Origin of the sequence: Delftia sp. GW456-R20 (assembly GCF_001622915.1) — a bacterium.
Lineage (GTDB): Bacteria > Pseudomonadota > Gammaproteobacteria > Burkholderiales > Burkholderiaceae_C > Comamonas > Comamonas acidovorans.
This window is the reverse complement of record NZ_LWCN01000004.1, coordinates 550,294-571,625: the sequence shown is the minus strand read 5'-3', so window position 1 is coordinate 571,625 and position 21,332 is coordinate 550,294. Positions and strand designations below refer to the sequence as shown.

The following is a 21,332-nucleotide window of genomic DNA, read 5'->3' as shown; positions in this document are numbered from 1 at the left end:
CGCACTGCGGGCCCGGTGGGGCGGAGGATCAGAGTTCGTAGTCGTGCACGTGGCCGCTCATGGCGCGCATGATCAGGTCGCGCGTCAGGCGGTCGCTGAGCAGTTCTGCGAAGCGGTAGACGAAGTTGCGCAGATAGGCGCCGCGCTTGATGGCCACGCGCGCCACGCTCTGGCCGAACAGATGGCCCATGGGGCGCACCACGAGGTCGTTGACCGGATCGTCGCGCATGGCCATCTCGGCCACGATGCCGATGCCCAGGCCCAGGCGCACGTAGGTCTTGATCACGTCGGAGTCAATGGCCTCCAGCACGATGCGCGGACGCAGCCGGCGCGTGGCGAAGGCCTGGTCGATCTTGCCGCGCCCGGTGAACGAGGGGTGGTAGGTGATCAGCGACTCATGGGCGATGTCGTCCAGCGTGATGCGCTCTTTCTGCGCCAGCGGATGGCCCGTGGGCATGACCAGCACGTGCTGCCATTCGTAGCAGGGCAGGGTGACGAGATCGGGGTAGTCGGCCAGGGACTCGGTGGCCATGCCGATGTCGGCGATTTCGTCGATGACCATGCGCGCCACCTCGGCCGGTGTGGCCTGGTGCAGGCTGATGGTGACCTTGGGATACAGGTCGCGCAGCCGTGCCACGGCGGGCGGCAGCACGTAGCGGGCCTGGGTGTGGGTGGTGGCAATCGACAGCGTGCCGCTGTCCTGGGCGCTGTACTGCTCGCCGATGCGCTTGAGGTTGCCGATCTCGCGCATGATGAGTTCAATGCTCTTGAGCACCTCCAGGCCGGGTTCGGTGATGCGCTTGAGGCGCTTGCCGTGGCGCGCGAAGATGTCGATGCCCAGCTCCTCCTCCAGCTCGATGATGGCCTTGGAGACGCCGGGCTGCGAGGTGTGCAGGGCCTTGGCCGCCTCGGTGAGGTTGAGGTTGCGGCGCGCCGCTTCTTGGACGAATCGGAATTGGTGCAGGTTCATGGCGGTGACAGCTGGGTGCAGCGCGCCATTATGCTGCATTTATATAAAGAAGCGATTCGTTATTTCAGCTTCCTGAGCTGCCGGAAGGCTCCATGGCAGCCAACGCCAGCTCTGCCAGCAGGGCCGTGACACGTGGATGCTCGCCCACGGCAGGCTCCAGCTCCACGGCCACCTGTGGGTGGGTGTGGCGGATCTCCTGCACCAGCTTCGGGATGTCCTCACGCGCATGCTTGCCCGTGCCTAGGAACAGGGGCAGCACGGTGATGCGCGTGGCGCCCGCCTCGACCAGCCCGCGCGCGGCGGTGGGCAGGTCGGGCGCACAGGCTTCCAGGTAGGCGCATGCAGCCAGGCCGTGGGGCCGCGTTTGCCGGACGGCGCCGAGCACGGCCTCGATGGGCTGGCGCCACAGGGCGTCGCGGGAGCCGTGGGCCAGCAGGATCAGGCCGGCAATGCCGGCCGCTGTTGTGTCGTTTTGCATGGCAACGGATCTAGCGGCGCAGCACCAGCCAGGTGAAGGCGGTCAATGAAAGAAGGCTGTAGAGCAGGCCCGGCGCCGCAGCGGTCAGCCAGGGCGACCAGGTCTGCAGCGTGCCGATGTAGCCGAACACGTTGTTCAGCAGGAAGAAGCTGATGCCGGCCATGACGCCGCCGAACACATAGGCTGCGATGCCGCCCGAGCGGAAATGCAGATAGGCAAAGGGCAGGGCCAGCACCACCATCACCAGGCAGCTCATGGGGTAGAAGACCTTGCGCCAGAACTCGATCTCGTACTTCTGCGCGGCCTGGCCGTTGGCCTCCAGGTGGCGCACGTACTGGAACAGCGAGATGGTGGACATGCGGTCGGGCTTGAGCAGCGCGGCCGAGACCATTTCGGCGCTGATGCCGGTCTTCCAGACCAGGCTGTCCTCTTTCTCGCGCAGCAGCACCATGCCTCCGTCGGCCTTGGCCTTCAGGCGGCTGGCCTCAACGCCCTGGAGCGTCCAGGATTCGCCATCCTCGCTGACCTGCGCCGCCTGCGCATGGATCTGGGCCGAGATGCGGCCCTGGCCGTCAAAGTCGAAGATGCGCACATTGGAGAAATCGCCGGGCCCGCGGATGGCGCGCACGTTGATGGCGATGGAGTGATCGCCCTGGCGTTCCTTGAGCCAGGCACCCGTGGCGCCGCGCGACAGCTGGGCCAGGTGGATGGCGCGGATGTTCTGGCCCGCGTTCTCGGCCGCCGGCGCCAGGTAGTCGCCCGTGCCGAAGGTGGCCAGCACAAAACCCAGGCCCAGCACCATCAGCGTGCGCAGCGCCAGCCAGGGGCCCATGCCGCTGGTGCGCATGATGGTGAATTCCGAGCTTTGGGCAAAGCGCGCCATCACGTAGATGGTGCCGATCAGCACGGTGATGGGCATCAGCTCGTACAGGTGGCTGGGGATGCGCAGCACCACGAAGAGCAGGGCGTGCGTGATCTGGTAGCCGTTGTCGCCGCCGCGCCCGACCCAGCGCAGCTCATCGACCAGATCGAAGAAGAAGAACAGCGCCAGGAAGGCCAGCGTCACATAGCTGACGGCCGCGATGATGTCGCGGTACAGCAGGTTTCTCAGAACTCTCATCAGGGCACCGCCTTTGCGTCGTCCAGGGCAGCCGGCTTGCAGGGCCTGCGCCACAGGTCGCGGGGCGACCAGCGCTTGTGCCGTGCCAGCAGCACCAGCAGTGCCAGCAGCAATGTTCCACCGTGCAGCAGGGCCGTCATGGCGGGCATGCTCAGCTTGCCCGAGGCCACCCAGTTCTCGCCCAGCGTCATCAGGTTGTAGTACACGATGAAGGCGAACAGCGCGAGCATGAGGCTGCCGCTGCCGCCAGCACGCGGGTTCACGCTGGCCACGGCCAGGCCCAGGATCACGAAGTTCAGCGCCGCCAGCGGCAGGCCTATGCGCCAGCCCAGCTCGGCGCGGTAGATGGGTTCGGTGCGCGGCAGCAGCTCATGCGTGTACGTGCTGCGCGCGGCCATTTCCTCGGCGGCGGCCAGATTGCTGCCGCTGCCGAGCTGCGTGCCGTATTCCTTGAACTCGCTGATCTTCACCGAGCCGTCGCTGGTCTGCGTTTCCATGCGCTGGCCATCGGTGAGCACGGCCATGCGTTCGCCCTTGACCGCTTCCAGCCGCGCCCCGCGCGCCGAGGTCACGGACTCGCGCCCGCGCTCATTGGCCACGATGAACACATTGTTGGCAGCGGTGGCGCTGGGCACGTCCTTGTCGATGAAGAACACGCGCGAGCCGCCGGCAGACTCCTGGAACTCACCGGGAGCGATGCGGTCGATGTCGCTGCGCTGCTCGAACTGGGTCTTGATCTGCTCGATCTGCTGATTGGCCCAGGGCAGGATGCCCAGGCCCAGCACGGCGATCACGGCCAGCACCGGCCAGGCAAAGCGCAGCAGCGGGCGCAGCAGGCTGGCCAGCCCCTGGCCTGCGGCGAACCAGATCACCATCTCGCTGTCGCGGTACATGCGCGACAGCGAGCCGACCACGGCCACGAAAAGCCCCAGGCCCAAAATCGTGGGCAACTGGCCAAGCACCGTATAGCCCATGACCAGCAGAACGTCGGAAGGGCTGACATTGCCCTTGTAAGCCTGGCCCAGCGTGCGGATCAGCATCATGGTCATGACGACCGTGATCAGCACCACGACCGTGGCACCGAAGCTGCGGGCCAGCTCTTTGCGTATGGATGAATCGAATAACATTGGCTGAAAGGAAAACGCCGATTATGAACTTTGAACTGAAGCCGTTGACGACTGCCGCAGCAGTACGTGAAAAGTGTGACCTGTTGTTGGTGCTGGTGACCGAAGCCACGGTCACGGGCAGCGACGCGCTGTCCACCCTGGTCGCACACGCGGTCAAGGCCGGAGATTTCGAAACGGCAGCCGGCAAGCAGCTGGCACTGTACGGCCTGCCAGCCGTCGCTGCACGCCGCGTCGTGCTGCTGGGCGCGGGCAACGGCTCGGCACGGGAAGTGCGCCAGGCCGTGGCCGGCGCAGGTGCCGCGCTCAAGGCGACCGGTGTTGGCAAGGCCTTGCTGTGCTTTGGCTTCGATGCGGCAGGTCCTGCCGTTGCTGCCGCCGTTCTGGCGGCGGCCGACGCCTGCTACAGCTATACCCACACCAAGCCGCAGGCCAAGCCCGTGGCGCTTAAGAAGCTGGTGATTGCCGCAGCCGTCAAGGGGGGCGACAAGAATGGCGTTGCCGACGCTTTCAAGACCGCCGTGGCCCAGGCCGAAGGCATGACCCTGGCACGCGAATGGGCCAATCGTCCTGCCAACCACGCCACGCCCACCTTGCTGGCTGACGCGGCCCGCGCCCTGGCCAAGCTGCCCGGCATCAGCTGCAAGATCCACGGCCCCGCCGAAGTCGCCAAACTCGGCATGGGCGCTTTCATGGCCGTGGCCCAGGGATCGGAGCAGCCGCTGCGCTTCATCGAACTGCACTACAACGGCGGCGCCAAGGGCGCCGCGCCCGTGGTGCTGGTCGGCAAGGGCATCACTTTCGATACCGGCGGTATCTCCCTCAAGCCTGCCGCTGAAATGGACGAGATGAAGTTCGACATGGGCGGCGCCGCCAGCGTGCTGGGCGTGTTCCATGCGCTGGCCCGGCTGCAGCCGGCCGTCAATGTCGTCGGCCTCATTCCGGCGTCCGAGAACATGCCCGGCGGCGCTGCCGTCAAGCCGGGCGACGTGGTCACCAGCATGAGCGGCCAAACCATAGAAATCCTCAACACCGATGCCGAAGGCCGTCTCGTGCTCTGCGATGCGCTGACCTACGCTGCCCGCTTCAAGCCCCGCGCCATGGTGGACATCGCCACGCTGACCGGCGCCTGCGTCATCGCCCTGGGCGGGCTGCGCAGCGGCATGTTCTCGCCCAGCGACGAACTGGCCCGCGCGCTGGAGCAGGCTGGCGATGCGGCGCTTGACCCCTGCTGGCGCATGCCGCTGGACGAGGAGTACGGCGAAGGCCTCAAGAGCAATTTCGCCGACATGGGCAATGTGGCTGGCCGCGCGGGTGGCGCAGTCACGGCAGCCAAGTTCCTGCAGCGCTTTGTGGGCGACATTCCCTGGGCCCATCTGGACATCGCCGGCACGGCCTGGAAGAGCGGCGCCGCCAAGGGCGGTACAGGCCGCCCCGTGGGCCTGCTGCTGCACTATCTGCTGGCCGGCATCGATGCTGGCAAGGCGCAGGCCAAGACTGCTGCATCCCAAAAAGCTGCTGCACCCAAGAAACCTGTGCCACCCAAGGCAGGATCTGCCAGCCGCCGCAAGGCTGCCGTTGCCGCTCAGCCGGAGCAGGCATGAGCGCATCGTCCCCGTCGGCCCGGGCCTGTTTGAAGGGAGCATCGCTTGACTGAAGTGGCCTTCCATTTCAACGCGCCTGACAAGCTGGCCTATGTCTGCCGCCTGGCGCGCAAGGCGCTCAGGCACCGCACGCAACTGGTGGTGCTGGGGTCGCCGCCGCTGCTCAAGGCCTTGTCGCCCAGGCTGTGGAGTGTCTCGCCCACCGACTTCCTGGCACATGCCGGCGAAGGCGATGGGGCAGACATCATGGCCTTCTCGCCCATCGTTCTGCTGGAGCGGCTGGACGGCGCGCCGCACCACGACATGCTGGTCAACCTGGGCGGCGAAGTGCCCGAAGGGTTCGAGCGCTTTGCGCGTGTCGTCGAAGTGGTTTCCGCCACCGACGAGGAAGACCGCCACCTGGCCCGGCAGCGCTGGAAGCACTATGCGGCCCAGGGTATTTCCATCAAGCGCCATGATCTGGTCCTCAAGGAGTAAGCCATGAGCGCTCCTCCCTCCAAAACCCCACCGCGCTTTGTTCCCACGCTCACCGATGTCGTTGCGGTGGATGCGGTGCAGGTGCCGGTTCAGGCGGTCGAGCCCCCGGCACCCCTGGCACATCTCGTGTCCGAACTGCCGCTGACGGACGAAGCGACGCCCTGGGCCAGCGAAGGCATGCTGGCGCCTCGGCGTGGCGTGGTCACCCTGCCTGCGTCCCTGCCGCCGCTGCCGCAGGACCTGGAGCCCCAGCGGCCCATGGTCACCGAGCAGGCTGCACCCGAGGAAATCCCGACACCTGCAATGCAGCCCGTGCTCTCGGACTATCAGCCGCCCAGCGCCCCGTCCGTGGAAATGCAATTGGCCCAGGAAGGCCGTCTGGCCGAAATGGCTGATGCGGCTGATGCGGCTGAGGCGGCAGGTGCGGCAGGTGCGGCAGATGTGGCTTCAGCGGGCGACGTGGCACCGGCCGGGGAAGTGGTCCCTGCCGACTTGGTGGTCCCGGTGGTGCAGGCTGTCGTGGCAGAGGCGGCTGCCGGACCGACGCCGGCTTCCCCTGCCATGCCGGCAGCCCCCACCATGGAGTCCATCTGGGACAGCCACGCGCAGCAGGTCACCGAGGAATATCTAGTCCATCGCCTCATGCAGCGTGTGGACCTGGTGCTGGACCAGCGCCTGCGCGACGCCATTGCCACCGTGGTTCAGCAGCAGACACGGTCCATCGTCGTGCGTCTGCGCGAGGAGGTGGAATCCGTCGTGCGCCAGGCCGTCTATGAGGCGGTGGCCGATGAACTGGCCTTTCGCGCCACGGCCGCACGTGGCGACTCCGGCCAGGGCGGCCGTTGAGTGCTGGGCAAGGGCGGGTGGCGCAAGCCCCCGCCTGATCCGGTCGTCAGCCTGCGCGGGCCGGGCCTGAGAACACCTCGGGATTGAGGATGTTGCTGGGCTGCCCCGCAACGAAGTTCACCACATTGTCGAAGGCAGCGCGAAAGTACAGCTCGTAGCTGTCCTGCTCCACGTAGCCGATGTGCGGCGTGCAGATGCAGTTCTCCAGCCGCAGCAGCGCATGGCCCTGGAGGATGGGCTCGCTCTCGAACACGTCCACGGCCGCCAGGCCCGGCCGGCCTCGGTTGAGCGCACCCAGCAGGGCATCGGCCTCCACCAGCTCCGCGCGCGATGTGTTCACGAACAGGGCGGTCGGCTTCATGCGTGCCAGATCCTGCGCCGTGACGATGCCGCGTGTGGCCTCATGCAGGCGCAGATGCATGGACAGCACGTCGGATTCGGTAAAGAAAGCCTCGCGCGAGTCCGCCGCCGCAAAGCCATCGGCCTGCGCCTTCTGGCGCGAGCTTTCGCTGCCCCAGACCAGAACCTGCATGCCGAAGGCATGGCCGTAGTGCGCGACCAGCCGTCCAATGCGGCCGTAGCCCCAGATGCCCAGCGTGCGCCCGTGCAACACGCTGCCCAGTCCGAAATTCGCAGGCATGGACGCAGCCTTGAAGCCCGATTGCTGCCATGCGCCGTGCTTGAGGTTGGCGATGTACTGCGGCAGCCGCCGCGTGGCCGCCATGATCAGCGACCAGGTCAGCTCTGCCGGCGCAATGGGCGAGCCCACGCCCTCGGCAATCGCAACGCCCTGGTCGGTACAGGCCTGCACATCAATATGGGCGCCGGCCTTGCCGGTCTGCGCGATCAGCTTCAGGCGCGGAAGCTTTTCCAGCAGCTGCCGGCTGATCTGCGTGCGCTCGCGGGTCAGCACGATGATGTCCGCATCGCGCAACCGCACCGACAGCTGGCCAACGCCCTTGACGGTATTGGTGAAGACCTTGGCGTTGAAGGGCTCCAGCAGACGAGCACAGTCCAGCTTGCGCACGGCGTCCTGGTAGTCGTCAAGAATGATGATGTTCATTGCCTGTGAATCCGTCATAAGCCTTTGATTTATCTCTGGTTTGCCGCGTAAGATGTTGTCGGCAAACACTTTAATCTGTCGTTGCGCTCTGTCTTCGGCATCGTCGGCACTTGCCTGAGCTGGGCTGCTTGAAGGTTCTATGAGACTCGCGCAGCCAAGGCCCTGAAGCCCGGCGAACACATTGTCGTTCAAGCTTGCGCCTACCTGGGGCTGGAGGCTTCGGTCAGTACCAAATCTTGGACCTGTCGTTACAGAAGTCTCGCAGATGCAAAGGCTCAAGCCGGCGAAGTGCGGCCGTTGGCCCACCATGCCAGCCGCACAGGCTGCTTCCGAATGGCAAGCTGCATCTTGCTCCGCTCGCCCCGTGGCTTATTCAACGAACGCAGGCAGGCAGGCAGGACAAGGTCGGCTCCGCGCAACCGTATCAGTGGCTTACACACTGGAACGTCTTGGCGACGACGATGTCGAGAAGGCTTGGTGGATGGCCGCCTGTTGGCGAAGTAGGTGAAGACCGGGTTGGCGGCGGTCTGAAGAGGCTGCGTGGCATTGGGAGAATGCCTGAACATGTTCCCCCGCTGGTGAGTGGCGCGAGAGGAGTCATGATTGCGCTCGATATCTGGCAGTTCCGTGCCTGGTTCTCATTGAGAAACTGGTTGCTGAATGGAGTGGGGTACTCGCGGTGTCCCAATCACTTTCGGCGGCTCCTGCATCAGGGGCGTATTTGAGCCGCATGCAGCATTGACACCCGTGATCGCGGCATTGGTCCGCATCCGTTTTTCGTCTTGGGAAATGGTGCGAATGCTGGAGACGAATTCCAGCTCCTTGCGCGCCTGCTTGCACTGAAGGGACGAGCCGAGCTGCTCGGGCGCAGGAACAGTTGTCTGGCGGGCTTGCTGCTCGATGACACGCTGCTGGCTCTCGATCTGGCGCTGCTGCATTTCGTTCATCTGGCGCTGATACTTTTGTTCATTCGCCTGTGCTGCATCAGCCCGTTCACGGGAGATCTCATCGTCCGATTTTTTGCGCTGTATCAGAGCTCCAGTGTCATTGCTGCTGCAAGGACTGTCTGAGAAAGTTGACTTTCCAGAAGAATCCTTGCATTGAAAGACCTGGGCTGCGGCAGGCAATGCGAAAAGTGCGGTAAAGATTGCTGTGGTCAAGAGTCGCATATGCATATCGATGAATTGATGGGCCTGATCGGAATCGAATTACAGACGAAGCATAGTCCTTTGACCCGCATGCCCGGCAACTTTCGTCTTGGTTTGAATGGCCCGCTTCACTCGGCGTCCCGCAGGGCAGCGCGGCGGGCTGCTTCAGCGGTCTCCTGAGCCTGCCAGGTCCAGAGTAAACTCGCCCCCGCAGCCAGCACTCGCTGCACGATGGGAATGGAGCTTCCCGAAACCGCCCTGCGACGGGCTGATGGCTCCTGCCTTGGTGGGATGGGCCCTGCCGGTGGCGGGGCCATGTCTTGATCCTGCCCGGCACGCCCGTCCCGGTTATTCGATGAAAGGACGGTCATGGGGTTCTACGGTTTCATTCTGGTGTTCGTTGGAGGAGGACTGGGGTCTGCGCTCCGGCATGGCACGAACTTGCTCGCGCTGCGGCTGGTGGGCAGTGCGTATCCACTGGGTACGTTGGCGATCAATGTGCTGGGTGCCTTCGTGATGGGGGTGGTGGTGGAGTGGTTTGCGCTCAAGACATCGCTGCCGCAGAGTGCGCGGCTGTTCATCACCACGGGCATTCTGGGTGGCTTCACCACGTTTTCGACGTACGCGCTGGAGGTCGGCATGCTGTACGAGCGTGGCGACTGGCTGGCCTCCGTGCTGTATGCGCTGGGCTCGCTGGTGTTGGGCGTGGCTGCGCTGTTTGCGGGGTTGGGGCTGGTGCGCATGGTGGCCCATTGAGACGCCGTGATTGCGCTATGCTGTGCGCCATGGCCCGCCTGAACGCAACGCAGATTATTCGCACCATCCATTGGATGGTGGGTTAGCCAGCGGCCTCCAGCGCCATGCAACCCGCCCAGAGGAGGCGGGTTTTTTCATTCCGTCTCCGGGGTTTTCTCAAGCCTTTCAGGAGATGGATATGCAGGTTTCCGAACAGTCCCAGCCCCGTTGCGCAGAATATGCCGATGCCCCTGCCGCCAACGCGCGGCTTGCCACGCTGCACATGGTCTGCGGCAAGATCGGCTCGGGCAAGTCAACGCTGGCGCGGCAATTGGCGGCCGGGCCCGGAACGGTGTTGGTCAGCGAGGATTCCTGGCTGGCCGGCCTGTACCCCGGTGAGATGCAGTCGGTGGCCGATTACGTGCGTTGCAGCACGCGGCTCAAGGGGTTGATGGGGGCGCATGTACAGGCGCTGCTGGACGCTGGCGTGTCGGTGGTGCTGGATTTTCCGGCCAATACCCTGGAGGGGCGGGGCTGGGCGCGCAGCGTGTTCGAGAAAGTGGGCGCCTCGCACCGCCTGCATTTTCTGGATGTGCCTGACGAGGTCTGCAAGCAGCGCTTGCGTGTGCGCAATGCGGCAGGCGAGCATCCATTTCAGGCCAGCGATGAGCAATTCGATCTGATCACGAGCTACTTTGTCGCGCCCTCCGACGAGGAGGGCTTCGACGTGGTGCATCACCCGTATGCGCCGGTCTGAAGTGCCGGCCTGGACGAGAGACTTCGCCACTGCCTCATCCCATCATCTCAGCTTGATCGCGCTTGCACCTCCACCCAATAGCGGGTGCGGGTTCGCAGTTGCAGAGGAAAGCGGCTGACGAGCGCGGCCAGGGCGCGATCCGTGTCATCCACGGGAAAGGCGCCCGAGACAAGCATCCCGGCGACCTCGGCCGAGCAGCCCAGGTAGCCGGGCCGGTAGCGGGCAAGGGCGTCAATCAGCTGGCCCAACGGCATGTCCAGCGCGACCAGGCCGCCTTCATGCCAGCTGGCTGCAAAGGGGTCTGCGGACGTGGGCGGCTGGGTGGCGCTGGACGAGAAGGCTGCCTGCTGTCCGGCCTGCAATTGCGCGGAGGGCGCCTCGCTGTCCAGAGGCTGCAGGCGCACGGCCTTTTCCTGCACGGTGACATGGCACAGGCCATCGTCCGCAAGATGGACCGTGAAGCGCGTGCCCAGGGCCAGTACGTGGCCTTGTGGGGTCTGCACGCTGAAGGGGCGGCCCAGCGCGTCGGGCTCGGTGGCGACGAGGATGCGGCCCCGGTGCAGGCGCAGCAGGCGCTGGCGGTCGTCAAAAACGGTGTCCAAGGCGGTTGCCGTATCCAGGGCCACCAGGGAGCCGTCGGGCAGCGTCAGATCCCGGCGCTCGCCCGTGGCTGTGCGCTGCCCGGCCTGCCAGCTTTCCAGTGGTGCGCCTTTCCAGGCCATCCAGGCCGTGGCGCCGCTGCCCAGGCCTAAAGCCATACCGCGCACCACGGAGCGGCGGGTGGGCGAGGCGCGGCGCCCCAGCGCCTGGCGCGCCAGGGGGGCGGGCAGATGCGACAGCTGCGCGGTGACGGATTGCACGCGCAGCCAGGCGCGCTGGTGGGCGGGATCGGCCTCATGCCATTTTTGCCAGTCCTGTTGCAGGCCCGCTGTGGCGGAGGCGCCGCGCAGTTTCACGTGCCAGGCGGCGGCCTCATGCAAGGCGCGGCGGTCGTTGCCTTCCAGATGTCTCTCGCCCATGTGGCTATGCCAGGACCAGGCAGCAATGCTCCATCGCCCGGGTCAGGTAGTTGCTGACGGTGCGCAGCGATACACCCAGGCGCTGGGCGATCTCTGGGTAGCTCAGTTCCTCGAACTGGGCCAGCACGAAGGCTTCGCGAACCTTGGGGGGAAGACCCTGGAGCATGCGGTCCACATCCAGCAGGGTTTGCTGGACGATGGCCTGCTCTTCGGGCGAAGGCGCCAGCGATTGCGGCAACTGGGCCAGATAGTCCAGATAGGACTGCTCCAGCGTGCGGCGGCGAAACAGGTCGGCGACCAGGCCCCGGGCGATGGTGGCCAGGTAGCGCCTGGGTTCGCGGATGTCCTGCTGCGGCAGGGGCGAGCGCAGCAGGCGCACAAAGGTGTCCTGGGCCAGGTCGGCGGCATCGTCACGGTTGCCCAGGCGTTTGCGCAGCAGGCTTTCCAGCCAGGGATGGTGGTTCTGGTAGAGGCTGTGCACGGAGAAGGCTGGGGCGGAGGAGGCGGGCGCAGTGGCAATCGCTGCTGCAAAAGATAATAAGAATGCTTATCAATTATCTTTCAGGCCGGCGCCCCTTCCGCAAAGAGGGCGTCCACTTGTTGCATGTGCGCTACAGGGGAGGCGCAAGCTTGTGTCTGCTTTGCGCAGGCCGATTACCCGTGCGGCACGCGGTCCGCGCCACCCAGGTTTGTGTCGTGCAAGGTGTGTCGCACACCTTGCATCGGGCCTCAGTTGGACGCTGATCCGCCGTGTGCCTCCATGCGCTCCAGCGCAGCGCAGACATCGGCCATTCGCCCGGAGATGAACAGGCATTCCGGCTGCTCCTGCGGCGACCGCTGGATGATGCGCAGACCTGAAGGCTGCTCCGGCGCGGATTGCAGGGCAGGCTGCGCCGGCAGCAAGGGCAGGATCAGCTGAGCATCTCCATGGTCTGCAGCGCGTGCGGCCTTGCCGCGGCGCTGCTGGCTGCGCCGGCGTGCCTTGCTGAAAGAGATCACGTTGGCGGGCTCGGGTGCTGCAGCAGGTAATGGCTGGCACGCAGGGGCTTGTGCAAGAGGCATGGCCGACTCCATGGCGGTCGCAGTCAGGCGGATGCCATGTGCCAGGCGCAGGAAGGAAAAAGAAGACAGTGTTGGCAGAGCGAATCCCATGTGACGACTCCTGTTGGCGTGTTTCAAAGAGGCATGGACACAGGCAGGATTGCGGTTTGCGGGCAAAGCTCCGCCCAGGGCGAAGCTCCAAGGCTTCGCGCCTACCACCTGGGCGGTGCGTGAATGGGGTGAGGCGGCCGGAGAAGGGCCGCCAGTCCGGCTTACATGGACATGCTGTTGCGGATCAGCCCCACGGCCAGGCCTTCAATGGCAAAGGCCTCTTCGGGGGCGACGCGGATCACCGGGTAATCGGGGTTCTCCGGCAGAAGTTCCACGCCCTGCGTGGTGCGGCGCAGGCGCTTGACGGTGACTTCGTCACCCAGGCGCGCCACGACGATCTGGCCGTTGCGGGCTTCGTGTGCGGACTGCACGGCCAGCAGATCGCCGTCCATGATGCCCGCGTCGCGCATGGACATGCCACGCACGCGCAGCAGATAGTCGGGGCGCGTCTGGAACAGGCTGGGCTCGACGGAATAGGTTTGGTCGATGTGTTCCTGCGCGAGAATGGGCGAGCCCGCCGCAACGCGGCCCACCAGGGGCAGCATCAGCGGTGCCAGGGCCGACAGCGGCAGTCCGAAGCTGGTGCCGCGCGCAGCATTGATGTTGCGCACGGTGTCGGTACGCAGGCGAATGCCGCGCGAGGTGCCGCTGACCAGTTCGATCACGCCTTTGCGGGCCAGGGCCTGCAGGTGTTCTTCCGCAGCGTTGGCGGACTTGAAGCCCAGCGTGTTGGCGATTTCCGCGCGGGTGGGAGGTGCGCCCGTGCGGGAGATGGCGGCCTGGATCAGGTCCAGGATCTGTTGCTGGCGGGCGGTGAGCTTGGGATGGTCGAGCATGGCGTGCGTCCGGTCCTTGAGGGCAGATGGCAGGCTGGGAGGCCATCTGATGATTTATACAGTATCTGTATTTTTAACCAGTTTTCCAAGAGGTGCAAGTGGGGCAGTCAAAGTTGGTGATTCTGGGCACGGGCGGGACCATCGCCGGCCGGGCGGATTCGCAGTCGCAGGGCGTGGGGTACAAGGCCGGGCAGATCACGGTGCAGTCGCTGCTGGAGGCCGTGCCGGACCTGGAGCAGCAGGCGCTGGGACCCGTGCAGACGCAGCAGATCGCGCAGGTGGACAGCAAGGATATGGACTGGCCCGTGTGGCGCGCGTTGCTGCGCGCCTGCACGCAGGCACTGGAGGATGCGGACACACGCGCCGTGGTGATCACGCATGGAACGGACACGCTGGAAGAGACGGCCTGGCTGCTGCACAGCCTGCTGCCGGCCACCAAGCCCATTGTGCTGACCTGCGCCATGCGCCCGGCCACGGCCCTGTTGGCAGACGGACCGCAGAATCTGCGCGATGCCGCGACCGTGGCTGCCAGCGGCGGGCGCAGCGGCGTATGGGTGGTGACAGGTGGCGAGGTGCATACGGCAGCCCAGGTGCAGAAGGTCCATCCCTATCGGCTGCAGGCAATGCGCTCCGTGGAAGGCGGGCCGCAGGCGTTGGTGGAGGAAGGGCGTGTGCGCTGGCTGGTGCCCGATGCGCCGTCCTCCCCCTCCGCACCGTCCATACGGGCAATGGTGCCTGTGACCATGTCATCTGATCTGCTGGCGCTGGATGAGCTGCCCTGGGTCGAGGTGGTGTTCAGCGGCGCCTTGGCACGTGCCAGCGGCGTGGATGCGCTGGTGGCGGCAGGCGTGCGTGGCATCGTCGTGGCTGGCACGGGCAATGCGACGGTTCACGAAGGTATGGAAGCGGCCTTGCAGCGTGCCCGCGACAGGGGTGTCTGGATCTGGCGGGGCACGCGCTGCGCTGAAGGCCTGCCCGTGGCCTCGGGCCTTGGGACCAACCCGGCAGAGGCTGATCTGGCGCAGCTGCCTGTGGCAAAGGCCCGGATTGCGATGATGCTGGCGCTGGCAGCACAGCCGCGCGATTGAGCCGGGCGGCGACGCCGGCATTTCTTCAGTTGCTGGCGGTCAACAAAAAAGCACCCGGCGGGTGCTTTTTTCGTTGCGGCACATGGCCTGCATCACTCAGCCAGTGCAGCCAGTGCGCGTTGGGTGATGTCCTCGACCGAGCCCAGGCCGCTGATGGCGCGGTACTTGGGCGCCGCTGCGGCTTCCTTTTCGGCCCATGCGCGGTAGTAGTCCACCAGGGGGCGGGTCTGGCTGCTGTAGACGTCCAGGCGCTTCTTGACGGTTTCTTCCTTGTCGTCTTCGCGCTGCACCAGCGGCTCGCCGGTCACGTCGTCCTGGCCTTCGACCTTGGGTGGATTGAACTTGACGTGGTAGGTGCGGCCCGAGGCGGGGTGGGAGCGGCGGCCGCTCATGCGCTCGATGATGGCATCGAAGGGCACGTCGATCTCCAGCACGTAGTCCAGCTTCACGCCGGCGGCCTTCATGGCGTCTGCCTGGGGAATGGTGCGGGGAAATCCATCAAACAGGAAGCCGTTGGCGCAATCGGCCTGGGCGATGCGTTCCTTGACCAGATTGATGATCAGGTCGTCGCTGACCAGTTGGCCGGCGTCCATCACGGCCTTGGCCTGTTGGCCCAGGGGCGTTCCGGCCTTGACGGCGGCACGCAGCATGTCACCGGTGGAAATCTGGGGGATGCCGTACTTCTGGCAGATGAAAGCGGCTTGCGTGCCTTTGCCGGCGCCGGGTGCGCCCAACAAAATCAGTTTCATGGAAGTCCTTGAGGAGAGTAGAAATTCTTGTCTGCCGGATCGGCCCACCGGGGCGGACAGTCCATGCGTCATATTTTTGTCGCGGGCAAGGATAGCACGCACAGGGCTAACACTGGCTTACACGCAGAGGGCAAAACTGTCGCCTGTGCAATCTCCAAAAACTGCGTTTTGCTGTCCGACAAAACCGCATGTGCAGTTGTGATGTGAATGGCGATGCCGGGCATCGCCATTGGCGCATCTGTATTGGCGTATGCGGGATCGGATTCAGGCGGACAACTGGGCGCGCACCCGTTCCAGGTCTTCGGGGGTGTCAACGCCGGGGCCTGGTGCATGGGGCGTGAGGTGGACGGCGATGCGGTGGCCATGCCACAGCGCACGCAACTGTTCCAGCGCCTCCAGCACCTCGGTGGGGGCGGGAGAAAGCTGTGGGAAGCTGCGCAGGAAACCGGCACGGTAGCTGTAGATGCCGATGTGGCGCAGGGGCGCGAAGCCGGGGTGACCCGGCGCTGCCGCTGCAGATGCCGTCTCCCACCATGCCTGGCCTGCATGCTCACGCGCAAAGGGGATGGGTGCGCGGCTGAAATAGTGGGCCATGCCCTGGGCATCGCAGACGACCTTGACCACGTTCGGGTTGGTGAAGTCGGCCAGGCTGTCGATGGCATGTGCCGCCGTGCCCATGCTGGCCGAGGGCCGCTGCGGCAGCAGGGCGGCCACGGCATCGATGAGGTCGGGAGCGATCAACGGTTCGTCGCCCTGGACGTTGACGACGATGTCGTCGCCATCCAGGCCCAGCAGTTCGCAGGCCTCGGCCAGGCGGTCGCTGCCGCTGGCGTGGTCGTTGCGCGTGAGCACGGCCGCAACGCCGTGCGCGGCGCAGGCGGCGACGATGCTCTCGTCATCGGCCGCGACCACGCAGCGCGTGGCGCCGCTGAGGCCGGCACGCTGTGCCACGCGCACGACCATGGGAAGGCCTGCAATGTCTGCAAGGGGCTTGCCTGGCAGGCGGCTGGAGGCAAGGCGGGCAGGAATCAGAACCGTGAAGGGCGCGGTGGGCATGGTGCGTTGCGGAGAAGGTCGAAAGTGCGGGCGCGGGCGTTGTCGGAAATCGGGCCTTGCGGCGCGATCAGTCCTCGAGCTCGTCGTCGTCCAACGTGCGGGCTTCGGCCTCCAGCAGCACCGGGATGCCGTCGCGCACGGGGTAGGCCAGGCGCGCGCTGCGCGAGACCAGTTCCTGGTGCTCGCGGTCAAAGCGCAGCGGGCCCTTGGTGACGGGGCAGACCAGCAGTTCGAGAAGTTTGGCGTCCATGGCGGATCCTGTGTTTTGGAGGGGGAGGGCGGGCCGTGGCGGCCAGCCAAGACGGTGATGATAGTCAGGCGCGTGGCCTGCGCAGCGCCTGCAGCCGCTGATCCAGCAGCGCCCAGAAATCTGGCGGCAGCTGCAATTGCAGCGCAACGGACCAGGCCTGGGGATGGGTGCGCCACAGCTTGACCGCATCCTTTTCGGTGCAGACCAGTGGGTCTTCATTGCGTCCCAGGCGCTGGAAGCTCTCAAAATTATAGTGATCCGGCAGCGCCTGGGCGTGCTCCAGCGCCAGGCCCTGTTCAGTGGCCAGCATGGAGAAAAAGGCCTCGGGCCGGGCCACGGCGGCCACGGCCTCCACGGGCCGTCCGCGCAGGGCCGCCAGGGCAATGCGCTCACCGTGCGCATTGACGCCTTCAGCGGCCAGTTGGCGCTGCATCGCAAAGGCGGGCGCATCCGTTGGCGGGCAGGTGCCCGCGTGCAGCACGGCGGTGACGGGGCGCGGCCAGGGTTCGCGCAGGGGGCCTGCCGGCAGCAGCCAGCCATTGCCGATGCCGTCGTCGTTGAAGACGCACAGCTCGATGTCGCGGGCCAGGGCCAGGTGCTGCAGGCCGTCGTCGCTGATGACCACATCCACCTGGGGATGGCGGGCGCGCAGGGCCTGGACGGCCTCGATGCGCTTGCGGGCCACGAAGACCGGCACGCCGCTGGCGCGCGCCAGCAGTGCCGGCTCGTCGCCCACATCGGCGGGGGCGCTTTCGGGCGTGGCTTCGCGGCAGTCATCCGTGCTGCGGCCATAGCCGCGCGAGACGATGCCGGGGCTCCAGCCGCTGTCCCGCAGATGGCGGGACAGGGCGAGCGTGACGGGGGTCTTTCCGGCGCCGCCCGCAATCACGTTGCCGACGACGATGACCGGAATGCCGGCCTGGCCTGCACGCCTGAAACCCAGTGCATAGGGCAGCCGATGCAGGCCCAGCAGGGCGCGGTACAGCAGGGACAGGGGAAGGAGCGCGCAGGCCAGCGGGCCGCGGTGGCGCCAGGCCGCGCGAAGCCCCCGGGCTGCGGGGGCGGGGCCATTCCCGGGCATGGAGGCCTTGCCCTCAGCGCCCGGCGCTGGCCGAGGTCTGCGTGGCAAAGGTGATCTGGGACAGTCCGGCGCGGCGCGAGGCCTCCATCACCGACACCACGGACTGGTGCGGCGCGGTAGCGTCGGCGCTGATGATGACCACGCTGTCCTTGCCGGCAACGGCCGCTGCGGCCAGTGCCTGGGTCAGGCCGGTGACGCTGCGGTCTTCCACGGCGGTCTTGTTGATGGCGTAGCGGCCGTCGGCGGCGATGGCGACGATGATTTCGCGGGGCCGGTCGCGCTGCTGCTCTACATCGGCCACGGGAAGGGTCAGCTGCAGCTCGGTGAACTTGCTGTAGGTGGTGGACAGCATCAGAAAGATCAGCACCACCAGCAGCACATCGATGAACGGGATCAGGTTGATCTCGGGCTCGTCACGGCGGCGGGGACGGAAGTTCATGGCAGGTCTCTCGCGTGCGGGTTCTGCGGGTTCACTTGCCGCCGACGCGCACCAGGTGGCGCACGAACTGCTCGGAGGCCAGCTCCATGCCCAGCAGGTAGCCATCGACGCGGGCGCGGAAGTAGCGCCAGAAGATCAGCGCCGGAATGGCGACGATCAGGCCGAAGGCCGTGTTGTACAGGGCGATGGAGATGCCGGCCGCCAGCTGCGCAGGGTTGCCGCCGCCGGTGGCCGATGCGCCGCCTTGCGAGCCGAAGATCTCGATCATGCCGATCACCGTGCCCAGCAGGCCCAGCAAAGGCGCGGCAGAGGCGATGGTGGCCAGCGCGCTCAGGTGCTTTTCCAGCGTGTGGGCAGCAGCGCGGCCGGCGCCTTCCATGGAGGCGCGAAGCTCTTCTTCGCTGCTGTCCGGATGGGCCTGCAGGGCGCGCAGTCCGCTTGCCAGGACTTCGCCCAGCGTGGAGTTCTGGGACAGCTGCTGCACGACTTCCTGGCTGGGCAGGCCGCGCGAGGACACGGAAATCGCCTCGCCCAGCAGGGCGGGCGGCGCCACGCGGGCCGTTTTCAGCGCCACGAAACGTTCAAAGACCAGGGCCAGAGCCAGGATGGAGCAGGCAATCAGTGGCCAGATCGGCCAGCCTGCGGCTTGTATGATCGACAGCAAGTTGTTTTCCCCCCGCGTTTAACTGCAGCCGACGATTATGGCCCAGCCATATGGCCGGTCCAGGCGTCTCGTGTCCGCGATCGCCTGAAAACTGTGACCCGGCGCAGCATCCAGGCAACGGGCGGCTCCCCATATTCGGGATTTTGGATGGTCGCTATAGCACAGATTTCTGTGGATAACTTTGTTATCAAGCGGGTTGCGCAAACGCCGCTGCGGCGGCGAATGGACACTGTGACAAATGTGAATTCTTTGTTGCAGCAAAAAAATCTTTATGAATCAATTGCTTGCGAGGTGTTTTTGAGAGTGCTTCTGCAAATTGCCGCCAAAGTGCCTGCTCGGGTCTGCATCCGCCTGCCTGTGGAGAATGTTGCACTGCATGCAGACCGGGAGGCCGCATGAGTGGTGCATTCGGCGCAATGAACCCAGCAGCGGCGCCGCTGGTCTGGGAAGTCGGCGCGCTGTGCCGCGCCGTGAGCGACGCCTTGCAGGCGCGCTTCAATCCGGTGGCGGTGCGCGGCGAGATCAGCGGCTTTTCCCGCGCGGCCAGCGGGCATTGCTACTTCAGCATCAAGGACGCGGGCGGGCAGATCCGCTGCGCCATGTTCCGGCGCGCGGCCCAGCTCATGGATTTTTCGCCGCGCGATGGCGAACTGGTCGAGTTGCGGGGCCGGCTGGGCGTCTATGAGCAGCGTGGCGACCTGCAACTGGTCGTCGAGAGCATGCAGCGTGCGGGCCAGGGCGCCCTGTTCGAGCAGTTCCTTCGGCTGAAGGCGCAGCTGGAGGCCGAAGGCCTTTTCGACGCGGCCCGAAAGCGCAGCCTGCCGCCGCTGCCGCGCGGCATTGGCGTGGTGACTTCGCCGGGGGCTGCTGCGCTGCACGACGTGATCACGGCGCTGCGCCGCCGCGTGCCCCACATCCCCGTGGTGCTGGTGCCTGCCCTGGTGCAGGGCGCGCAGGCGCCGGCCTCCCTGATCGATGCGCTGCAAAGGCTTTATGGCCTGGCGCGGGAAGGCGCGGGCTCGGTTGATGGCTCGGTGGCCGGCGCGCCGCCCATCGACACCATCTTGCTGGTGCGCGGGGGCGGCTCCATTGAAGACCTCTGGGCCTTCAATGACGAGCGCCTGGCCCGCACCATCGTGCAAAGCCCGGTGCCCCTGATCTGCGGCGTGGGGCACGAGACCGATTTCACCATTGCCGACTTCTGCGCCGACCTGCGCGCGCCCACGCCCACGGCGGCGGCCGAACTGGTGAGTCAGCCGCGCGAGGTCTGGCTGGGTGCGCTGCAGCTCATGCAGGGCCGCCTGGAGGACGGTGTGCAGCGGCTGCTGGACCGCCAGCAGCAGCGCCTGGACCTGGCAGCGCAGCGCCTGGGCCGGCCCAGCGAGCAACTGGCCCGCAGCCGGCTGCAGCTCAGCCGCCAGGCCCAGCGATTGCGCCATGCCATGCAGTTGCGGTTGCAGCGCATGGACCATGCGGGGCAGGGCCTGCAGGCGCAGTTGCCTGCCGGCATGCGTCGCGGCCTGGACCGGCGCGCGGATCACCTGGCGCGCATGGAGCTTCGCCTGCAGCTGCTGGACCCGCGCCTGGTGCTGCAGCGCGGCTATGCGCTGCTGACCGATGCCGAGGGCCATCCCGTGACCGAGGCGCGCAGCGCGCCACCGGGCACGGCCTTGCAGGCGCAGCTGGCCGACGGCAGCCTGGACCTGGTGGTGACGCAGCCGCGCCTGCTCTGAACTGCGGCCCGCTGTGTGCAGCGTTCGGCGTGCGGGGAGTGGCGGGTGGCAGGCAGTATCCGTGTAGGCCGATTGGCCGGATCAAGGTCAATTCACATCCACCCCCGCAGCAGCGGGCCAAGATGGGCCATTTGGCGCGCGCTTTCGCCGCAGGGTCACGAAGTTGTTCCTACAATGCCCGTTCGGGTGCGTGAGGGCCAGGGCTCGCAGCAATGCGCGCAGTGCAGGCCCCGCGCGACGGTCACGGCAGGCGCTGCAGGCGCTCTGCGCAACAGGTGCTGGCCCGTCCTAAAAGATTTCAACCACGAAGGAAACACCATGGAACATACCTTGCCCCCTCTGCCCTATGCGATTGACGCGCTGGCACCCCACTACAGCCAGGAAACGCTGGAGTACCACCATGGCAAGCACCACAACGCCTATGTGGTGAACCTGAACAACCTGCAAAAGGGCACCGAATTCGAAAACATGACCCTGGAAGAGATCGTCAAGAAGTCTTCCGGCGGCATCTACAACAACGCAGCCCAGATCTGGAACCACACCTTCTTCTGGAACTGCATGGCCCCCAACGGTGGCGGCGAGCCCACCGGCGCACTGGCTGACGCCATCAACAAGAAGTGGGGCAGCTACGCCGCCTTCAAGGAAGCCTTCGTGAAGTCGGCCGTGGGCAACTTCGGCTCTGGCTGGACCTGGCTGGTCAAGAAGGCCGATGGTTCGGTGGACATCGTCAACACCGGCGCCGCCGGCACGCCCCTGACTACGGAAGACAAGGCCCTGCTGACCGTGGACGTCTGGGAACACGCCTACTACATCGACTACCGCAACCTGCGTCCCAAGTTCGTCGAGACCTTCCTCGGCCAACTGGTGAACTGGAAGTTTGCCGAGCAGAACTTCGCCTGATCGAAGCGCAGGTACGACGTGTGCACGCCATGTGCACGCAACG

The 21,332-nt window shown here is 66.0% G+C and carries 25 protein-coding genes and 1 riboswitch; of the genes, 9 read left to right on the top strand and 16 right to left on the bottom strand.

All coding sequences use genetic code 11. From position 1 onward, the window contains the following. Positions 1-28 precede the first annotated feature (28 nt). The 4 genes from A4F85_RS08130 to lptF form a co-directional block, all read right to left on the bottom strand. Positions 29-970, bottom strand: a complete 942-nt coding sequence (locus tag A4F85_RS08130) for a CysB family HTH-type transcriptional regulator (protein ID WP_034398475.1) — start codon at positions 968-970, stop codon at positions 29-31. A 64-nt stretch (positions 971-1,034) separates the two neighbouring features. Next, complete coding sequence (locus tag A4F85_RS08125; RefSeq protein ID WP_063326271.1) at positions 1,035-1,448, bottom strand: sirohydrochlorin chelatase; 414 nt, start codon at positions 1,446-1,448, stop codon at positions 1,035-1,037. Positions 1,449-1,458: 10 nt separating this feature from the next. Further along, positions 1,459-2,568, bottom strand: a complete 1,110-nt coding sequence (lptG, locus tag A4F85_RS08120; RefSeq protein WP_034393081.1) for an LPS export ABC transporter permease LptG — start codon at positions 2,566-2,568, stop codon at positions 1,459-1,461. Next, positions 2,568-3,695 (bottom strand): LPS export ABC transporter permease LptF, encoded by a 1,128-nt coding sequence (gene lptF / locus A4F85_RS08115; protein ID WP_063326270.1) that lies wholly within the window; start codon positions 3,693-3,695, stop codon positions 2,568-2,570. The genes lptG and lptF overlap by 1 nt, the downstream gene beginning before the upstream one ends. A 23-nt stretch (positions 3,696-3,718) precedes the next feature. On the opposite strand from lptF, the gene A4F85_RS08110 reads away from it, so the two are divergent. From A4F85_RS08110 to A4F85_RS08100, 3 genes are read left to right on the top strand one after another with little or no spacing between them, the layout of a single operon-like run. Then, positions 3,719-5,296, top strand: a complete 1,578-nt coding sequence (locus tag A4F85_RS08110; RefSeq protein ID WP_063326269.1) for a leucyl aminopeptidase — start codon at positions 3,719-3,721, stop codon at positions 5,294-5,296. A gap of 45 nt (positions 5,297-5,341) precedes the next feature. Next, positions 5,342-5,773 carry a DNA polymerase III subunit chi gene (locus A4F85_RS08105; RefSeq protein ID WP_012205376.1) on the top strand — a complete coding sequence of 144 codons (432 nt, stop codon included), beginning with the start codon at positions 5,342-5,344 and terminating at the stop codon, positions 5,771-5,773. Between the two features lie 3 nt (positions 5,774-5,776). Beyond that, positions 5,777-6,619 carry a hypothetical protein gene (locus tag A4F85_RS08100; RefSeq protein WP_063326268.1) on the top strand — a complete coding sequence of 281 codons (843 nt, stop codon included), beginning with the start codon at positions 5,777-5,779 and terminating at the stop codon, positions 6,617-6,619. Positions 6,620-6,665: 46 nt separating this feature from the next. Here A4F85_RS08100 and A4F85_RS08095 read toward each other — a convergent pair whose 3' ends face one another. Next, positions 6,666-7,682 carry a D-2-hydroxyacid dehydrogenase family protein gene (locus A4F85_RS08095; protein ID WP_063326267.1) on the bottom strand — a complete coding sequence of 339 codons (1,017 nt, stop codon included), beginning with the start codon at positions 7,680-7,682 and terminating at the stop codon, positions 6,666-6,668. Between the two features lie 638 nt (positions 7,683-8,320). Then, the gene (locus A4F85_RS29485) at positions 8,321-8,851 is read right to left on the bottom strand and encodes a DUF4124 domain-containing protein (RefSeq protein ID WP_082848263.1); all 531 of its coding nucleotides are present in this window, start codon (positions 8,849-8,851) and stop codon (positions 8,321-8,323) included. A 203-nt stretch (positions 8,852-9,054) separates the two neighbouring features. Next, positions 9,055-9,118, top strand: a riboswitch (Fluoride riboswitch). Between the two features lie 81 nt (positions 9,119-9,199). On the opposite strand from A4F85_RS29485, the gene crcB reads away from it, so the two are divergent. Both crcB and A4F85_RS08080 read left to right on the top strand, forming a co-directional pair. Beyond that, positions 9,200-9,586 (top strand): fluoride efflux transporter CrcB, encoded by a 387-nt coding sequence (crcB, locus tag A4F85_RS08085; protein ID WP_034393102.1) that lies wholly within the window; start codon positions 9,200-9,202, stop codon positions 9,584-9,586. A 178-nt stretch (positions 9,587-9,764) separates the two neighbouring features. Further along, on the top strand, positions 9,765-10,322 hold the full coding sequence (locus A4F85_RS08080) for an AAA family ATPase (RefSeq protein WP_063327917.1): 558 nt from the start codon (positions 9,765-9,767) through the stop codon (positions 10,320-10,322). A 47-nt stretch (positions 10,323-10,369) separates the two neighbouring features. Here A4F85_RS08080 and A4F85_RS08075 read toward each other — a convergent pair whose 3' ends face one another. The 4 genes from A4F85_RS08075 to lexA all read right to left on the bottom strand — a co-directional run bounded on the left by A4F85_RS08075 (position 10,370) and on the right by lexA (position 13,329). Continuing rightward, positions 10,370-11,341, bottom strand: coding sequence for a FecR domain-containing protein (locus A4F85_RS08075; RefSeq protein ID WP_063326265.1), 972 nt, complete (start codon positions 11,339-11,341; stop codon positions 10,370-10,372). 4 nt (positions 11,342-11,345) lie between these two features. Next, positions 11,346-11,822 (bottom strand): sigma-70 family RNA polymerase sigma factor, encoded by a 477-nt coding sequence (locus A4F85_RS08070; RefSeq protein ID WP_043781909.1) that lies wholly within the window; start codon positions 11,820-11,822, stop codon positions 11,346-11,348. Positions 11,823-12,070: 248 nt separating this feature from the next. Next, a complete protein-coding gene (locus A4F85_RS08065) occupies positions 12,071-12,493 on the bottom strand; it encodes a hypothetical protein (RefSeq protein WP_063326264.1) in 423 nt (140 codons plus the stop codon). Between the two features lie 161 nt (positions 12,494-12,654). Further along, positions 12,655-13,329: a transcriptional repressor LexA gene (gene lexA / locus A4F85_RS08060; RefSeq protein WP_012205399.1), complete on the bottom strand. Its 675-nt coding sequence runs from the start codon at positions 13,327-13,329 to the stop codon at positions 12,655-12,657. 98 nt (positions 13,330-13,427) lie between these two features. On the opposite strand from lexA, the gene A4F85_RS08055 reads away from it, so the two are divergent. Next, on the top strand, positions 13,428-14,417 hold the full coding sequence (locus tag A4F85_RS08055) for an asparaginase (RefSeq protein ID WP_063327916.1): 990 nt from the start codon (positions 13,428-13,430) through the stop codon (positions 14,415-14,417). A 92-nt stretch (positions 14,418-14,509) separates the two neighbouring features. Here the strand turns inward: A4F85_RS08055 and adk are convergent, their stop codons facing one another. From adk to A4F85_RS08025, 6 genes are all read right to left on the bottom strand, one after another. Beyond that, complete coding sequence (adk, locus tag A4F85_RS08050) at positions 14,510-15,166, bottom strand: adenylate kinase (RefSeq protein ID WP_012205401.1); 657 nt, start codon at positions 15,164-15,166, stop codon at positions 14,510-14,512. 264 nt (positions 15,167-15,430) lie between these two features. Next, on the bottom strand, positions 15,431-16,222 hold the full coding sequence (kdsB, locus tag A4F85_RS08045; protein ID WP_063326263.1) for a 3-deoxy-manno-octulosonate cytidylyltransferase: 792 nt from the start codon (positions 16,220-16,222) through the stop codon (positions 15,431-15,433). A 67-nt stretch (positions 16,223-16,289) separates the two neighbouring features. Beyond that, on the bottom strand, positions 16,290-16,472 hold the full coding sequence (locus tag A4F85_RS08040) for a Trm112 family protein (RefSeq protein WP_012205403.1): 183 nt from the start codon (positions 16,470-16,472) through the stop codon (positions 16,290-16,292). A 64-nt stretch (positions 16,473-16,536) separates the two neighbouring features. Then, a complete protein-coding gene (lpxK, locus tag A4F85_RS08035; protein ID WP_063326262.1) occupies positions 16,537-17,553 on the bottom strand; it encodes a tetraacyldisaccharide 4'-kinase in 1,017 nt (338 codons plus the stop codon). A gap of 13 nt (positions 17,554-17,566) precedes the next feature. Continuing rightward, positions 17,567-17,992, bottom strand: coding sequence for an ExbD/TolR family protein (locus tag A4F85_RS08030; protein ID WP_012205405.1), 426 nt, complete (start codon positions 17,990-17,992; stop codon positions 17,567-17,569). 31 nt (positions 17,993-18,023) lie between these two features. Next, positions 18,024-18,656 (bottom strand): MotA/TolQ/ExbB proton channel family protein, encoded by a 633-nt coding sequence (locus A4F85_RS08025; RefSeq protein ID WP_012205406.1) that lies wholly within the window; start codon positions 18,654-18,656, stop codon positions 18,024-18,026. Positions 18,657-18,803: 147 nt separating this feature from the next. On the opposite strand from A4F85_RS08025, the gene A4F85_RS30480 reads away from it, so the two are divergent. The 3 genes from A4F85_RS30480 to A4F85_RS08015 all read left to right on the top strand — a co-directional run bounded on the left by A4F85_RS30480 (position 18,804) and on the right by A4F85_RS08015 (position 21,289). Beyond that, positions 18,804-19,055 carry a hypothetical protein gene (locus tag A4F85_RS30480; protein ID WP_139093503.1) on the top strand — a complete coding sequence of 84 codons (252 nt, stop codon included), beginning with the start codon at positions 18,804-18,806 and terminating at the stop codon, positions 19,053-19,055. Further along, positions 19,052-20,389 carry an exodeoxyribonuclease VII large subunit gene (gene xseA, locus A4F85_RS08020; protein ID WP_063326261.1) on the top strand — a complete coding sequence of 446 codons (1,338 nt, stop codon included), beginning with the start codon at positions 19,052-19,054 and terminating at the stop codon, positions 20,387-20,389. The genes A4F85_RS30480 and xseA overlap by 4 nt, the downstream gene beginning before the upstream one ends. Positions 20,390-20,707: 318 nt before the next feature. Then, entirely contained in the window at positions 20,708-21,289 is a 582-nt protein-coding gene (locus A4F85_RS08015; protein ID WP_012205408.1) for a Fe-Mn family superoxide dismutase, read from the top strand. Positions 21,290-21,332 lie beyond the last annotated feature (43 nt).